This is a genomic window from Providencia sp. 21OH12SH02B-Prov (assembly GCF_027362595.1).
GTDB classification, from domain to species: domain Bacteria; phylum Pseudomonadota; class Gammaproteobacteria; order Enterobacterales; family Enterobacteriaceae; genus Providencia; species Providencia zhejiangensis.
The window spans coordinates 3,380,613-3,396,611 of the sequence record NZ_CP114796.1 but is presented as its reverse complement, the minus strand read 5'-3'; the positions used below and the strand labels follow the sequence as shown (position 1 = coordinate 3,396,611).

The window sequence follows — 15,999 nt, the reverse complement described above, 5'->3', positions numbered from 1 at the left end:
GTTTTCTGGAGTAAAGCGCAGTGAGTCGTCTGTTTTCTAATCAACTATTGAATGATATTTTAGATCAAGTGCGACCATTGATTGGTCAAGGTGCAGTTGCCGATTACATTCCTGCATTAGCGAAAGTCTCTCCTCATCAATTGGGGATTGCGGTGCACACCGCAGAAGGTGAGACTTTTATGGCAGGAGATGCTCAAACTCGTTTTTCGATCCAATCGATTTCCAAAGTGCTTAGTTTGACTTTGGCGATGACGCGCTATGAAGAAGATGAAATTTGGAGTCGAGTTGGGAAAGAGCCCTCGGGTTTACCTTTCAATTCCTTGATCCAAATCGAAATGGAAAAAGGTATTCCGCGTAACCCGTTTATTAATGCAGGGGCTATCGTGATTACGGATATGTTGCAATCACGGCTAAGTGCACCGAAACAACGTATGCTGGAGTTTGTCAGAAAACTGGCTTGCGAACCAGATATTAGCTATGACCTTGAGGTTGCGCGTTCAGAACTTGAGCATGCAAGCCGAAATGCCGCAATTGCTTTTTTAATGAAATCCTTTGGTAATTTTGAGAATAATGTCCTTACAGTTCTCGAAACTTACTTTCATTATTGTTCTCTCAGTATGAACTGTGTAGAGCTAGCGCGCTGTTTCTCTTATTTGACTGCGCAAGGGGTTTCAGCTTGCTCGGTTGACCCGGTTATTACGCCATTACAATCACGGCAAATTAATGCGTTAATGATGACTTGTGGTATGTATGATGGCTCTGGTGAGTTTGCTTTTCGCATTGGCATGCCAGGAAAATCCGGTGTTGGCGGTGGGATCGTCTGCATTGTACCGAATCAGTTCTCTGTAGCGGTATGGGCGCCCGAGCTAGATTCCGCAGGGAACTCGCTGGTGGGGTGTGCAGCGTTAGAATTATTATCAAAACGAATTGGTCGTTCAGTGTTCTAGTTATCACCAAAGATAAAACGATCGAATAGGAGTTACTATGTTACGCCGTACTTTAATTGCATTCTCATTATTGGCTTGTGCAACCAGTCAGGCCGCTGACTACAAATGTTCAGTGACACCTAAGGATGATATCTTTATGACTCCTGAAAATGTGCAAGTTATCGGACGCAGTGGTGATTTGAAAATCACTCCAAATGGTGATGTGACCCTTAATGGTCAAAGCATTACATTGACTGAACAGCAAAGGCAGCAGGCTATTCGTTACCAAACGGCTGTTCGCAATGATCTTCCATGGATTAAACAGGAAACCCAACAGAAACTGTCTGTATCAAAAAATACGCTCGATAAAGTGGTCATACGCGTTATCGGAGAAGATAGTAATGTACGTAAGCGCCTCTCAAAATTAGAAAATGACCTTAATGGGCAGATCAACCAAGTGATTGAAACTCGCCCAAATGGCTATGCTTTTCACCATGACGCAATAAATAAAGTTGAAACTCAAGGGCGTCAATTAGTGAATGATAGCTTAGGGGGAATATTACAAGACAGTATTAATGAAATGGGGCGTAAACAGCTACTCTCAGGTGGAGATAGCAGCAAGGCCTTACAAGGACTGCTTGGAAATCTAGGTGGCTTGCAGCAAGACTTAGAAGCAGAATGGAAAAAGCAAGAGAATAGTTTCCAACAATTTGGCCAGCAAGTTTGCGGCAAAGTGACATCGTTGGAACAACAACGAATTGCCTTGATGAATGCGCTTAAGTAAAAACGGAATAGGCGTTTTTTAAGTCATATTAAATTGTTAGGTAGCCGTGTTTTTTATCGCATTGCTGCCTTCTATTATCTTTATTGCAAAAATGTGATGTTTTTATCAATAATAATAATCAAAATGAAATTGATTCTTATTTAATTGACTTATTAACAACTCACTCTAGAATGCGAGTTTGGTTTAGCGACTTAACTGGTATTGTTTATATGAAAAAATTCATTCCTGCTGTACTTGTTTCCTTACTTTCTTTTTCCGCGCCGTATGCACTGAGTGCAGAATCGACAGTCTTTACGCCAAATGCCGTCATTGCACAAGGCACTGAAAAAGTGAATATCAAACATGTGTCTGGAGAAACTGAAGTGAATAAAGCGCCACAGAAAGTGGTTTTATTCGATTTCGGTATCTATGATTCCATGCAAAAGCTAGGATTAGGCGATAAAGTGGTGGCTTTGCCGACAGGGAATGCACCTGAATATGTGAAAGGCAGTATTCCAACAACGATGCAAAATGCAGGTGGAATGAAGCAGCCAGACTTGGATAAAATTGCTGAATTGAAGCCTGATCTTATCGTGATTACAGGCCGTCAAGGCAAATCTTATGAAGCGTTATCGAAGATTGCACCAACAGTTAATTTAGGGACAGATAGCAAGCATTATATTGATTCAGTTAAAGCAAATATCAATCTAATTGGTGAGCTTTATGGCAATCAAAAAGCGGTAGAAGAACAGTTGGCACAACTGGATAAGTCGATTGCTGCTGCACAAGAAAAAGCGAAACAATCGAAATCTAACGTGTTAGTACTGCTACACAATGATGGCAAGCTAATCCCGAATAATCAAAGTGTTGTTTATGATGTTGTGAAAGCACAACGTGTTGAGCTTCCTGCTCCTGCTGAGGCTGATAAAGCTAAGCGCCGCGTTGTTGATACCAAAACGATAGCACAAGCAAATCCTGATGTAATTTTAATTGTGGATCGTAGCGAAGCAATTGGGGCGGGTAAGCTGGATAAAACGGTTTTTGAAGATCAAAACATTCAAGAAACGAAAGCATATAAAAATGGTAAGATCACCTACCTTAAATCGGATCTGTGGTATTTATCCGGTGGGGGCTTAGTGAGTTTGACCGAACAAGTCAACGAAGTTGCCAAGGCATTATAAGGATAGAAACCCACGACATGCGTGGGTTTTTTTATATTGGCTGAAAGGGGTTATTCTTCACTAAGAAAAAGTTCTAATAATGAATTTAGAAATAATTTACCGTGTTCGGTCATCTGCCACTCATGCTCAGTTTCGGTGATATAACCTTTAGCAATCGCTTCATCAATTGAGCTTCTTACTACAGATTCAGCTAATCCAGTATACTCACTAAATTCACATCTAGGCATCGCTTCTAATAACCGAAAGCGGTTCATAAAGTATTCAAACGGCCTCTCTTGGTTAGCAACGTCATAGGATTTTTGTAAATAACGTCCTTCCATATAGCCGCGAGGGTGCTTGGTTTTGATCGTGCGCAAGATACGCCCATCTGAGAATGAAACCTTACCATGAGCACCACAGCCGATACCAAGGTAATCACCAAACCGCCAATAATTAAGGTTATGTTCACATTGAAAACCAGGCTTAGCATAAGCTGAAGTTTCATATTGTTCATAGCCGGCGGCGATTAATAATTTATGACCTTCTGAGTAAATATCCCACAAGGTATCATCATCCGGTAGCGTTGGGGGACGAGAACCAAACTGTGTATTAGGTTCGATAGTCAATTGATACCAAGATAGATGAGGTGGCGCTAATTCAATCGCTTGGCGTAAATCCGATAACCCTTCATCTCGGGTTTGTGAAGGTAACCCATGCATTAAATCTAAGTTAAAACTACGTAGATTGAGTTGGGTTGCGAGCTTGGCTGCCCGCTTAGCTTCTTCGGCACCATGGATCCGCCCTAGTGTGATTAGTTTATCGTTACCAAAGCTTTGTACGCCTATTGAGATTCGGTTGATACCGGCTTTTTGATAACCTGAAAAACGATCCGCCTCTACGGTTCCGGGATTGGCCTCCATCGTGACTTCAGCATCTGGAGAAAGGTTAACGCGTTGTCGTACACCGTCCATGAGTGATTGCATTGACTCGGCACTTAAGAGACTCGGGGTGCCACCACCAATAAAAATAGTTTTGATGGTGCGATCACCGATTAATTTGGCGTCATTTTCTAAATCATGTAATAGGTGCTCAACATACTCTTGTTGGGGGATCTCCCCCTTCAGAGTATGTGAGTTAAAATCACAATATGGGCACTTTTGTACACACCAAGGAATATGGATATACAGACTAAGAGGGGGGAGCTTAAGCATTTTTGAGTGCATCCAATAGCATTGCTAACGCTTTACCTCGGTGTGAAACAGCTTGTTTTTCAGCTTTAGTGAGTTCGGCTGAAGTACAGTTCAGTTCGGGAACATAAAAAATAGGATCATAGCCAAAACCCCCTTGTCCACAAGGCTTATGGGTAATCACTCCTTGCCAGCGACCATGAAACACCAGTGGCGTTGGGTCTTCTGCATGGCGTAGATACACTAACACACAATTAAATTGTGCCTGACGTTGGCCATCAGGCACTGATTTCATGGCATCCAGTAATTTATGCAGGTTTTGTTCATCACTGGCATCTTCTCCAGCATAGCGTGCGGAGTAGATGCCAGGTGCACCACCAAGGGCATCAACTGAGATACCTGAATCATCAGCAATCGCTGGAAGCCCTGTGTGTTTAGATGCATGACGAGCTTTTAAGAGCGCATTTTCAATGAATGTTAGCCCTGTTTCCTCAACAGACTCTACACCGAGTGAAGTTTGGGCAACAATATCCATACCAAAATCACGTAGTAGGTCTGCAAGTTCATTCACTTTTCCCGGATTGCCGGTTGCTAAAACAACTTTTTGCATTATTAATGACTCTTTATTACATCACACCGATAGAGTAGAGAATACCCGTCAATGTTGGGTCAATCATGAGTGACACATCTAAACGCAGATAATTTAGAGCAATCAAGATAAACATCACAATCATTGCAGAGAAATCTAATCCACCCATTGCAGGGATGATACGACGGATTGGCGCCATTAAAGGCTCTGTTAATTGGTACAGTAGGTAATCAACAGAGTTGCGGCCTTGGCTCACCCAGCTCATGATGGCTCTGATTAAAATCATCCAAAAGATCAGTTTACCTGCATAGGTTAATAACAAAATAATACCAATAGGAATGACGGTGATCCCGAGAATTGGCAATGTGTTTGTGAGTGATAAACTGACAACGATGCTCACTAGCGCTAAGATAAATGCAACCACAACAGATGCGGTATCGATAGGGCCAATAGCAGGAATAAGACGACGCAATGGTATAACAATAGGCTTAGTTATCTTTGCCACAAACTGTGAGAACGGGTTGTAATAATCGGCTCGTACCCACTGCATCCATACACGTAGCAGCAGAACAAAAATATAAAGTTGAATAAGAGTTGTTACGACAAAAAGTAAGGTCTGCATGTCTCGTCCCACTGTTAATTAAAAAAGTTTTTCCATTTCTTCTGCTCGTGAGATAGCACTCTGCATGGCTTTTGCTACCGTTTGCGGAAGACCTTGATCATAAAATTGAGCCAATGCCATTGCGGTTGTTCCCCCTTTCGAGGTGACTTGCTCACGTAAAGTGGCAAAGGCGGTATCATTCTGTGATTTGGCGAGTGCAATTGCACCTTCAGCGGCATCTAAGACTAATTGGCGTGCTTGTTCTGCACTATAACCGAGCTTTTCAGCCTCTTGCTGCATAGATTCCATAAACAGGAAAAAGTAGGCTGGTGAGCTACCTGTGATTGCAATAATACGGTTAATTTCTTGCTCTTGTTCACACCAAATCGTTGAGCCAACACTCTGCATCAACTGTTCTGCGAATTGTTTGTCTTCTGCGTTAATATGACTTTCAGTAAACAAACCACTCACACCTTTACCAACCAGTGACGGTGTATTTGGCATAATGCGCACCAATTGTAATGGCTGAGCTAAATAATCAGAGTAACGATGGGCAGGGATCCCCGCGGCAATGGTCAGTACCAGCTTCTGGCTAAAATCAACCTCTTTTTGTAACGGTTGGCAGACCTCTTCCATCATTTGTGGTTTGACTGCGAGTACCACCACATCGGCTTGTTGTACTGCTGACAAATTATCACTATGACTAATAACACCATATTGTTCGGCAATCTTATCGCGGCGAGTCGGTGTTGGTGAGCAGACGGTGATCATCGAGGCTGGATAGCCATGGTTAACCAGTCCCGCAATAATAGCGTGGGCCATGTTTCCGGCCCCAATAAAGGCAATTTTGCGATGTTGCATGCTGTTCTCCTTATACATTGTGATAGTCACGGGCACCAAAAATCGCTGTTCCGATTCGAACAAGGGTTGAACCACAATGGATAGCGGCGGTCATATCATCAGTCATTCCCATCGACAAAGTATCAACGCTAGGGTAGTGAATTTGTAATTGTTTATAGGCTTGCTCCATTTTGCGAAAGGCTTCGCATTGGCGTTGATAGTCGGTTTCGGGAGCTGGAATTGTCATCAAACCACGAAAAACTAAATTTGGCATTTGGCTAACTTGCTTCGCCAGATCAGCCAATTGCTCTAGTTTTATGCCTGATTTGCTATTTTCATCACTGATATTAATTTGGATTAATACATTTAATGGTGCTTTAGTGCTTGGTCGTTGATCATTAAGACGCTGGGCGATTTTCTGCCGATCTAAGGTATGGAACCAGTCAAAATGTTCAGCAACGAGGCGGCTCTTATTGGATTGTAATGGGCCGATAAAGTGCCACACAAGATCTTGCCTATCCGCAAAAAATTGTATTTTCTCAACACCTTCTTGAACATAATTTTCACCGAACTGACGCTGTCCAGCCTCAATTGCCGCCAAAATGGCGTCACAAGGCTTGGTTTTACTGACAGCAAGCAGTGTTATGTCTTGTGAAGAGCGATGGCATTCAGCAGCCGCTCGTTCAATGCGAGCTTTTACATCAGAGATATTACTTTGAATGGTCATTATTCTGTTCAATTACATTAGGTGGATAATCATAATCCCCATAGTGTAAAGCATATTGCTCGATAACGGCACCTTTGCGTGTATAGATTGAAAAAAATTACATTTCGAAAGAAAACGGTCATCTTAAAGGTGCTGTTCAAACCAACTTTCTAAGATAACAACTGCGGAAGCGGAATCCACTTTACCTTTACTCAGTGCTCGGTAGCCACCGCGCTCAAAGAGTTCCGCTTTTGCCGCAACGGTAGAAAGGCGTTCGTCATGCAATTCGACTTTGACGCCAAAGCGGCCATGAATACGATTGGCAAAGTTACGTGCTTGGCTGGTGACCAGTTGCTCGGTACCATCCATATTTAAAGGCAGGCCAACAATCACCAATTGGGGTTGCCATTCTTGCAACAGTTTTTCTATTTGTTGCCAATCAGGGCGTCCATCATTGGCTTTTAGTGAGGCGAGTGAACGAGCTGTTCCTGTAATTTCTTGCCCTACGGCGACACCGATACTTTTAGTACCAAAATCAAAGGCGATAAGTGTTCTGCTCGACATTATGCGTGTCCTGCTTGCATAGAAATAGTATGAATGTTAATCCCTAGCAGATTTGCCGCTGCCTGCCAGCGATCTTTTATGGGGGTATCAAATACTAATTCAGGGATAGCCTCAACCGTTAGCCAACTATTTTCCATGATTTCACTTTCCAGTTGGCCTGGCTCCCAACTGGCATAACCCAGTGCGACGAGTGATTGCATTGGATGCTGATCATTACCTAGCGTTTCTAAAATATCTTTGGACGTTGTCACCATCATATTGTCATTGAGGTGCAAACTTGAAGCAAAGCCTTTAATTGGTGTATGAAGAATAAAACCATGTTCTTCCGCGACAGGGCCACCAGCAATCACCGGTTTTGCTAGATTGCTCGCATTAGTACTCGTTGAAATGGTGATTTCTAATTTTTCGAGCATAGCGCTGACGGAAAAATCATCAATTGGTTTATTAATGACAATTCCCATCGCACCCTTTTCGTTGTGCTCGCACACATAAACAACGGATTGCTCAAAATAAGGGTCGGTGAGTGTTGGCATTGCTATCAAAAAATGGTTCTGTAAGTTCATAACTATTTGGCTTATAACCTCTTTTAGTCGATATTTTGAAGAAAAGACCTATTGTAGGTCTTTTCTTATAAGTAGAGTGCTACTTTTTGATATCACGCTCAATTGCGTCCATCAACATACCTGTAATCGATATATTGTAAGCGGCTTCAATTTCGCGCGCACAGGTTGGGCTGGTGACGTTAATTTCAGTCAGTCTGTCACCAATAATATCCAAACCAACAAAGTATAAGCCTTTTGCTTTCAATGTTGGTGCAACAGCACGGGCGATTGCCCAATCACTTTCACTTAATGGGCGTGCTTCACCTCGGCCACCAGCCGCTAAGTTTCCTCGTGTTTCCCCTTGTGCGGGAATACGGGCGAGACAGTAAGGTACTGGTTCTCCATCAACGACGAGTACGCGTTTATCGCCATCTTTAATCGCGGGGAGGTAGTTCTGAGCCATGCAATAACGTGTCGCATGTTCGGTGAGCGTTTCAATAATCACGCCAACGTTAGGATCATCTTGTTTCAAGCGGAAAATAGAAGCTCCACCCATACCATCAAGAGGCTTGAAGATGACATCGCCGTGTTTTTGATGGAATTCGCGTAATTGTTTAGCATTACGAGTCACAAGCGTGTCAGGCGTTAACTCTGGGAACCACGCAGTAAACAGCTTTTCATTACAGTCACGTAAGCTTTGTGGCTTATTGACGATCAGTGCACCAGCCTGTTCTGCTCTTTCAAGAATATAGGTGGCGTAGATGAACTCTGTGTCGAAAGGTGGATCCTTACGCATGAGAATGGCGTCTAGATCACCAAGCGCAATATCTTGCTCAGATGTAAACTGATACCAATTATTTGGGTTTTCTTCGACCGTGACCGTTTTTGTTGTTGCGCGCGCTTCACCTTGATACAGATAGAGGTCGTTCATCTCCATATAATGGATTTCATAACCACGACGTTGAGCTTCCAGCATCATAGCAAAACTAGTATCTTTTTTGATTTTAATGGATGAAATTGGATCCATTACTATACCGAGCTTGATCATTTTTTCTCCTTAACCTAGATCACCTAGGCGCACTTGCAGTGCAGTGATTGCAGTGAGCGCAGTCGTTTCAGTTCTTAATACCCTTGGCCCAAGTAAAATATCAGTAAATTGATAATTTGCTGTCATGGCGATTTCGTCTTCACTCAGCCCACCTTCAGGGCCGATTAACAGTCGAACTTTATTTAATTCGGCCGGTAATGTATTGATGCTTTGTGTTGCTCTTGGGTGCAAATTCACTTTAAACGCCCCATCATTTTCAGCGCACCATGTCTCAAGTGACTGAATAGGCCGAATTTCTGGTATACGGTTGCGGCCACATTGCTCACAGGCGGCAATAGCAATTTTTTGCCATTGTTGTAATTTTTTTTCAAATCTTTCCGCATCAAGTCGAACACCGCAACGTTCAGATAATAAAGGCGTGATTGTATTAACACCCAGTTCTACTGATTTTTGAATCGTAAATTCCATTTTTTCTCCGCGAGAGATCACTTGCCCAAGGTGTAAATCCAATGGAGACTCTCTGTCATCAAGATGACCGCTGATGACATCGACGGAGACTTTCTTTTTTGTGGCTTCTACTATTTCAGCGTAAAATACCTGATTACTGCCATCAAACAGTTCCAGTTTTTGGCCAGCGGTCATACGAAGTACGCGCCCGACATGATTGGCTGCATCATCGCCAAGAGCGATTGTTGTGTTAATGTGTAGTGGCTCTGGGTGATAAATGCGTGGGATGCGCATAAGGTTTCCTTAAAAATACAAGGTTAAAATACCGATAACAAAGTGAAAATATGGGGGGGAAATCCCCAAAAACAAGGTTAGTGTCTTAGTTTATCGTGATCTCATAAATTTTTGTAGTCTGGTTTGAGTTGTATTTGTTGAGTGAATAGCCGTCAACTATGCAAAGCTATGTAGAATTATAATGGATAAAGCGAGCATTTTTGTCGGAATAATAGTGTAGGGGGAACCATAAAGTTACGGTATATTCATCTATGACTCCATAAGGGAATAAGGAGAACATGTGATATTACTTGTTGAAAGGCTCTACCAAAAAATTATCCATAATTTATCTATATTATCGTTTGGTTATATTGATAGTGTTATGGCACCTATTTTTTCATTTTTTACCGTATGTCGAAATTATTTTTGTCCCATAAGAACAGGTGTCGGTGTTGAAGGTTATTTTTTATTAAATACATGTGGTTATAAACTTTTATTCTTGCTTTTTATCCTTGTTTTATCAGTAAAAATCACACGATGGATTCTAAAGAATATACCTGTTAAGTATTTTAATGAGAATGAAATTAATATTAGTAGTAAATGGTTGTATTTAGTCTATTTACATTTGGTTGTGAGTGTTTTTTTATTTAATCATGAAGTGATTTTAATTATTTTATTGAGTGTTTTTTATAATTTAATTGTTAGTTTGTTTATTATTGATATTAAAATAGGTTATTTACCGGATGTGTTAACTTATCCCTTACTATGGATAGGCTTGCTGTATCAAACATGTGCTTCTCAAGGCAATGTCGTTTCAGCAATTTATGCCGTGGTGGTCAGTTACCTCTCTATTATGTTGATAACCACTATGGTGGAAAAAATTCGGCAATCCCCACAAATGGGGAGAGGCGATTTTAAGCTTATAGCCGCTTGCGCTGCATGGTTGGGCCTTATGGATTTACCTAAGTTTTTTGCTTTGGCAGCGGGCCTTGGTTGTGCTTATTATGGGGGTGTTTATCTCTTTTATCGGCATAAAACAATCACCCATATTCCATTTGGCCCTGCAATTATTATCAGCGCAAATTATTGGTTATTTTTTCTGTTGATAAACTCATGACTTATCGATGCTACAAATGAGTGACTTATCATTGATTTTCAGCCACTAAAGAATCTAAAAAATGCTGCCATTTTTTCGGCTCACCTAAGTAGTTCTGTAGTGGAATGCGTAGCCATTTATCCGATTGTTTTATGAGTAAAGTAGGGAAGCCTGACGAGTTTGATTGTGTCAGTAATTGGCGGCTATGCTGAATGTGACAATGCAGCTTTTCACCTGTGAATTGTGCATAGTCTGAAAGATATTGTGTGGTATCTAACCCAATTTCCCGTGCGATTTCTGATAATATTTTAGGGTCGCTGATATGGCGCCCAGAAATATAATGCGCTTGCTGTATGGCTTGCAACATAGTAAGTGCTTGATGCTGTTTTTCGGCCGCCAGTATTGCTAACAACGGAGGGGCTGAGCCAAGTATGAGGTCAGGCTCATGCAACATGGCTAAATAACCCTCACCAAAAGTTTGCCCTGTCATGGCTGCAATACGTTTATCGGACTGGATGATATGTTCACGAAATTGGCTATCCATCTGTAGGCGTGAAGTGCCAGCGAGCATACCTCCACCATGTAGTGCTAAAGCAATATCAGGATGGGTATTGGCAATTTGGATAAGTGGTGAAGCACCATAGCACCAGCCACACAGGGGGTCATAAATATAATGTAAAGTGATTTTATTCATCGGTCATCCTTAGGTTTTGTTTGGTTTGATTGGTCTATTTTTATGGGAATAGACCAATCAAAATGAGCTTATTGTGGCCACTGCATCTCGCCTTTAATAACTTTAGCGCTTAGTTCTAAACTCGATTTGTCATCAAGATTTGGGTAAGCCTGTTCCATTTTACTCGTTAACATTTTGGCATCCTGACTTTGTTCAGCCATTGTTTCAAAAGTCTTTAAATAATTTTGGGTGAAGGTGACTGACGTTAGATCCCTTTTTGAATTTCCTGTAAAGTGCCCCGGTACAACAATCTTAGGGTTCAAAGCCTGAATATTTTCTAACGTTTGTTGCCAATGTTGGCGTGACTCTTTGGTTTGCGTATCTGCAACCCAAACGTGAATGTTGTCCGAGACAACGACACCACCGACAACAGCCTTCAATGATGGGATCCAAACATAAGTACGTTCAGGGGCTGGGCCATCACTTCCTTTAATCAATAATGTTTCACCTTCGATAGTAAAACGGTCTCCTTGTATTACATCGGGAACAATGAGAGCTGCTGGCGCTTCATCTTTCAGTATTGTCCGCCAGTACGCGAGTTTACTCTCTTTTGACGCTTTGATAGCTTCGACAGTTTCTTGGGTTGCGACCACTTTTGCATCGGGAAACGCTTTAATAATGGTGTCTAACCCAAAGTAATAATCTGGGTCAGAATGGCTGATATAAATGGTTGTTAGCGTTTTATTGAGCGCTTTGATTTGGTTAACAAGCGCTTGAGCATCGTTTTTTTGGAATTGCGCGTCTATTAGTATCACTTCTTTATCGCCGCTGATGATTTCAGAAGAGACAGGGAAGATGCTGTTATTTCCGGGATTATACACATCCAGTTTTAGTGTTGCGGCTTGGGTAAACGCGGTCGTTAGTGTAACGAATGCCGTTAGAGCGACGGTGCGGAGTTTCATTCTTTATTCCTCATTATTATCTTTGTTTCGTGTTTGGTTCGATGAGATGTATATTAAATTGCAATAATGATGAGAAAAACGTCATAATTAGCAAATGTTTGTTGCATAAATCGGTCAAATAGATGGATAGACTCACAGCGGTTCAAGTGTTTATTAGTATTGTTGAGCAGGGCAGTATGAGTGGTGCTGCTGATAAATTGGATATGTCGAGGGCAATGGTAACTCGCTATTTGGCTGAAATGGAGCAGTGGGCGGGAGTACGCTTGTTAAATCGCACGACAAGAAGATTAAGTTTAACATCGGCTGGTGAGGGCGTTTATCAGCAAGCGTTAAAATTGAATGCACTTTCTCAGATGTTACCTGTTCAACAACAGCATGATGCGAATCAGCTATCAGGGTTAGTGCGTATTAGTTGCGCCCAATCTATTGCCAGTCAGGCCCTCTCGGTTGCGATAACGGAGTTTTTACACTCTTATCCGAATATGGCAATTGACCTCAGTGTGACGAATAAATCGGTGAACCTGATTGAAGAGCGCATTGATGTTGCGATACGAATTACTAACCAATTAGAACCCAGTCTGATCGCCAAGCCACTTTCAACTTGCCATTCTGTGGTGTGTGCTGCGCCATCTTACTTAAAAGATAAAAAACTCCCTACTAAACCAGAGGATCTAGCGCCCTTAGAGTGTCTAACTTACCATTTTTTTGGTCGTAGCCTTTGGCATTTTGAAAAAGCGAATGAGCCTTTTTCTGTATTGGTCGGGGGGCGTCTCAGTGCCGATGAATCTGTCTTTTTAGCGCAAGCGGCGCTAAATGGGGCGGGAATTACACTGCAACCTTATTTGTCCGTCAAAAAATATCTGGAGTCAGGCGAGTTAATTCAACTATTGCCTGATTACCAACCTCAGCCGTTAGGTATTTATGCAGTATATGCTAGCCGTCAAAACATGCCGACAACATTAAGAGCCGTATTGGATTTTCTGGGTCATTGGTTTGCCACCTCTGAATATTGGTTGTCATTGATGCAGCAACGCGGCGCTTAAATCACGCTCAGTTTGAGCAAATGACGCTTTTAAATATTGAGTGAAGATATCAGAGAGTTGTGATGACGGGCGATGAACAGGCTTAATGAAACTCACAGTAAAAGGAATTGAAAAACTTAATGGGCGAATAATTAATTTACCTGCGGACTGCTGGTGGAAATCCAATGCTGTTATTGGATTTACGATAGAAATACCAATGCCTTTGAGAACCATTGCACAGATAGAGGATGCAGAATGAGTTTCCATCACCATTTTTCTTTCGATTTGATGTTGGGTAAAAATGGTATCGATCAGTTGCCGATAGCTATCTGTCAGCGACAGACTAATAAAAGGTTGATGCAGAAAATCAGTAGGCGTTAGCATTCCTTTCTTTTCAAGAGGGTGTCCTGCTGGCAATACACACACTTCATTAAGTGACCCTAATGTGAGTTGTTCGGTACCCGGAGGGGGTTGTAAATGCTCAGTTAAACCAAAATCATAACGCTGTGCAGAGAGCCATTCTTCCAGAATCGGAGATTCTTGTGGGATCACGGTAAGACTGACGTCTGGGTAATCAGCCATGAAGGTTTGACATACATTTGGCAGTAAAGATTGAGCAAAAGCCGGTAAGCAAATAACCGAGAGCTGTGTATTATCAAAGCGTCGGATCGTTTGTGCTGAATTTTTTATTCGCTCTAAGCCATAATATGAACGTTCAACTTCTTCAAAAAAACGTAGCCCTTGTGCTGTAGGGCGTAATCGGCCTTTGATACGATCAAATAATTTAAATTGTAGTAGGTGTTCTAGGCGAGCCAACTCTCGACTAATCGTCGGCTGTGAAGTGTTCAGCAATAACGCGGCTTCCGTCAGATTTGGGGTGGTCATAACTGCACGAAAAATTTCAAGGTGTCGCCAAGAGAGAGTTTGCATAGTGTATTGACCATCCTATATCAGAAATGAATAGATTTTAGCAAAATAGATATTTTTTTTCCCTGCCTTTCTCTGAATAATGGAACGATAGAATAAAAATTTATCGGCGAGAAAAACATGACCTCATTTGCAAGCACCACAAGCTCATATTTAACACCTGAAAATTTAATCTCCTTACCTGAGCAATTCGGTACACCTGTATGGGTATACGATAGTTCAGTGATTATTGAACGTATCAATCAATTGAAAATCTTTGATACCGTGCGTTTCGCTCAAAAGGCATGTTCAAACATCCATATTCTACGACTAATGCGTGAGCAGGGCGTTAAAGTTGATTCTGTTTCACTGGGTGAAATAGAGCGTGCGCTTGTGGCGGGTTTTCAAGCGGGTCGTGAAAACGCAGAAATTGTGTTTACGGCTGATGTGCTCGATAGAGCGACGTTGGCTCGAGTGACTGAGCTGGATATTCCGGTCAATGCTGGCTCTATTGATATGTTAAGCCAAATTGGTGAGAAAAAAGCGGGTCATCCAGTTTGGTTACGCATTAATCCAGGTTTCGGTCATGGTCACTCACAAAAAACCAATACAGGTGGTGAAAATAGTAAACATGGTATTTGGCATCAAGATCTGCCTGAAGCTCTTGCCCAAATTCGTCGTTATAACCTGTCGTTAGTTGGTTTACATATGCATATTGGCTCAGGGGTTGACTATCAACATTTAGCGAATGTCTGTGATGCAATGGTTGAGCAAGTCGTGTCATCGGGTGTGGATATTCAGGCTATTTCAGCGGGTGGTGGATTATCAACGCCATATCGGGAAGAAGATGAGTTGATCGATGTCCAGCATTATTTCAGCTTATGGAATCGTGCTCGCCAACGTATTGAGCAGCATTTAGGCCATACCGTTGAGTTGGAAATAGAACCGGGGCGTTATTTAGTGGCAGAGTCTGGTGTGTTACTCGCAGAGGTTAGGGCAGTTAAACATATGGGGAGCCGCTATTATGTGTTAGTGGATAGTGGTTTTAATGATTTAATGCGTCCAGCCATGTATGGAAGCTATCATCATATTTCAGTCCTGCCTGCGGATGGGCGTTCGCTGGATAATGCACCACAAAAAGAAGCGATTATCGCTGGGCCTTTGTGTGAGTCAGGTGATGTATTTACTCAACAAGAAGGCGGCATGGTGGAAACGCGTTTATTACCAGAAGTACAAGTTGGTGATTATTTAGTGTTTCATGACACCGGTGCATACGGTGCTTCAATGTCTTCTAACTACAACAGTCGCCCATTATTACCCGAAGTGCTACTCGTTAATGGTAAACCAAAACTTATTCGTCGCCGTCAAACCATCGAAGAGTTATTGGCGTTAGAGCTTTAATTCTTTTTGATTTGGATACTACCTTGATTGGTAGTATCCGCTGTACTTATTATGTATTCAGTGAGAAGAAGTCAGTATGGAGACATTTATGCACACATGCTCACTAATTGCTAAGCATTCCATTGTGCTTAAGAAATCTGTTGAGCTGAATGGAAAATACAAAAATTAGGCAATTAAATTGTTGGTTAATGTTTCTTGACCGAGAAAAAACTCGTTGATAATAAAATAAAGGAAACTAAATTCTAGGTTGATATGGGTGTAAACGCGGGGGTATATCCAGTATTTACGGGTAT

General features: G+C 41.9%; 18 protein-coding genes. 6 read left to right on the top strand and 12 right to left on the bottom strand.

The genetic code is table 11. The features are described 5' to 3' along the window. The first annotated feature begins 20 nt into the window (after positions 1-20). The 3 genes from glsB (at position 21) to O7C57_RS15895 (ending at position 2,870) form a co-directional block, all read left to right on the top strand. On the top strand, positions 21-947 hold the full coding sequence (gene glsB, locus O7C57_RS15905) for a glutaminase B (RefSeq protein WP_269723320.1): 927 nt from the start codon (positions 21-23) through the stop codon (positions 945-947). Positions 948-984: 37 nt separating this feature from the next. Continuing rightward, entirely contained in the window at positions 985-1,710 is a 726-nt protein-coding gene (locus tag O7C57_RS15900; protein WP_154624078.1) for a DUF2884 family protein, read from the top strand. A 209-nt stretch (positions 1,711-1,919) separates the two neighbouring features. Next, on the top strand, positions 1,920-2,870 hold the full coding sequence (locus O7C57_RS15895; protein ID WP_154624079.1) for a siderophore ABC transporter substrate-binding protein: 951 nt from the start codon (positions 1,920-1,922) through the stop codon (positions 2,868-2,870). Between the two features lie 50 nt (positions 2,871-2,920). On the opposite strand, the gene hemW is transcribed toward O7C57_RS15895, so the two are convergent. The 9 genes from hemW to rsmE all read right to left on the bottom strand — a co-directional run bounded on the left by hemW (position 2,921) and on the right by rsmE (position 9,667). Further along, positions 2,921-4,060 (bottom strand): radical SAM family heme chaperone HemW, encoded by a 1,140-nt coding sequence (gene hemW, locus O7C57_RS15890; protein ID WP_154624080.1) that lies wholly within the window; start codon positions 4,058-4,060, stop codon positions 2,921-2,923. Beyond that, entirely contained in the window at positions 4,053-4,646 is a 594-nt protein-coding gene (locus O7C57_RS15885) for an XTP/dITP diphosphatase (RefSeq protein ID WP_154624081.1), read from the bottom strand. The genes hemW and O7C57_RS15885 overlap by 8 nt, the downstream gene beginning before the upstream one ends. 16 nt (positions 4,647-4,662) lie before the next feature. After that, a complete protein-coding gene (locus O7C57_RS15880) occupies positions 4,663-5,247 on the bottom strand; it encodes a YggT family protein (RefSeq protein ID WP_154624082.1) in 585 nt (194 codons plus the stop codon). Between the two features lie 18 nt (positions 5,248-5,265). Further along, entirely contained in the window at positions 5,266-6,087 is an 822-nt protein-coding gene (gene proC / locus O7C57_RS15875; protein ID WP_154624083.1) for a pyrroline-5-carboxylate reductase, read from the bottom strand. Between the two features lie 10 nt (positions 6,088-6,097). Beyond that, positions 6,098-6,793 (bottom strand): YggS family pyridoxal phosphate-dependent enzyme, encoded by a 696-nt coding sequence (locus O7C57_RS15870; protein WP_154624084.1) that lies wholly within the window; start codon positions 6,791-6,793, stop codon positions 6,098-6,100. Positions 6,794-6,916: 123 nt separating this feature from the next. Next, entirely contained in the window at positions 6,917-7,336 is a 420-nt protein-coding gene (ruvX, locus tag O7C57_RS15865; protein ID WP_154624085.1) for a Holliday junction resolvase RuvX, read from the bottom strand. Next, a complete protein-coding gene (locus O7C57_RS15860; RefSeq protein WP_154624086.1) occupies positions 7,336-7,899 on the bottom strand; it encodes a YqgE/AlgH family protein in 564 nt (187 codons plus the stop codon). Before O7C57_RS15860 ends, ruvX begins: the two co-directional genes overlap by 1 nt. 79 nt (positions 7,900-7,978) lie before the next feature. Then, entirely contained in the window at positions 7,979-8,926 is a 948-nt protein-coding gene (gene gshB, locus O7C57_RS15855; RefSeq protein ID WP_154624087.1) for a glutathione synthase, read from the bottom strand. A gap of 9 nt (positions 8,927-8,935) precedes the next feature. Beyond that, positions 8,936-9,667 (bottom strand): 16S rRNA (uracil(1498)-N(3))-methyltransferase, encoded by a 732-nt coding sequence (gene rsmE, locus O7C57_RS15850; RefSeq protein ID WP_269723319.1) that lies wholly within the window; start codon positions 9,665-9,667, stop codon positions 8,936-8,938. 280 nt (positions 9,668-9,947) lie between these two features. Between rsmE and O7C57_RS15845 the strand changes: the two genes are divergently transcribed. Continuing rightward, positions 9,948-10,763, top strand: coding sequence for a prepilin peptidase (locus O7C57_RS15845; RefSeq protein ID WP_251465225.1), 816 nt, complete (start codon positions 9,948-9,950; stop codon positions 10,761-10,763). 28 nt (positions 10,764-10,791) lie between these two features. On the opposite strand, the gene O7C57_RS15840 is transcribed toward O7C57_RS15845, so the two are convergent. Together O7C57_RS15840 and O7C57_RS15835 are read right to left on the bottom strand one after the other, a co-directional pair. After that, positions 10,792-11,436, bottom strand: a complete 645-nt coding sequence (locus O7C57_RS15840) for a DsbA family protein (RefSeq protein WP_269723318.1) — start codon at positions 11,434-11,436, stop codon at positions 10,792-10,794. Between the two features lie 68 nt (positions 11,437-11,504). Beyond that, positions 11,505-12,377 (bottom strand): MBL fold metallo-hydrolase, encoded by an 873-nt coding sequence (locus O7C57_RS15835; protein WP_154623971.1) that lies wholly within the window; start codon positions 12,375-12,377, stop codon positions 11,505-11,507. Between the two features lie 122 nt (positions 12,378-12,499). Between O7C57_RS15835 and O7C57_RS15830 the strand changes: the two genes are divergently transcribed. After that, positions 12,500-13,420, top strand: coding sequence for a LysR family transcriptional regulator (locus tag O7C57_RS15830; protein ID WP_269723317.1), 921 nt, complete (start codon positions 12,500-12,502; stop codon positions 13,418-13,420). Here O7C57_RS15830 and O7C57_RS15825 read toward each other — a convergent pair. Then, positions 13,394-14,329, bottom strand: a complete 936-nt coding sequence (locus tag O7C57_RS15825; RefSeq protein ID WP_154623969.1) for a LysR family transcriptional regulator — start codon at positions 14,327-14,329, stop codon at positions 13,394-13,396. The two genes, O7C57_RS15830 and O7C57_RS15825, sit on opposite strands and share 27 nt — an antisense overlap. Positions 14,330-14,446: 117 nt before the next feature. On the opposite strand from O7C57_RS15825, the gene lysA reads away from it, so the two are divergent. Beyond that, the gene (gene lysA / locus O7C57_RS15820) at positions 14,447-15,706 is read left to right on the top strand and encodes a diaminopimelate decarboxylase (protein WP_247046753.1); all 1,260 of its coding nucleotides are present in this window, start codon (positions 14,447-14,449) and stop codon (positions 15,704-15,706) included. Positions 15,707-15,999 lie beyond the last annotated feature (293 nt).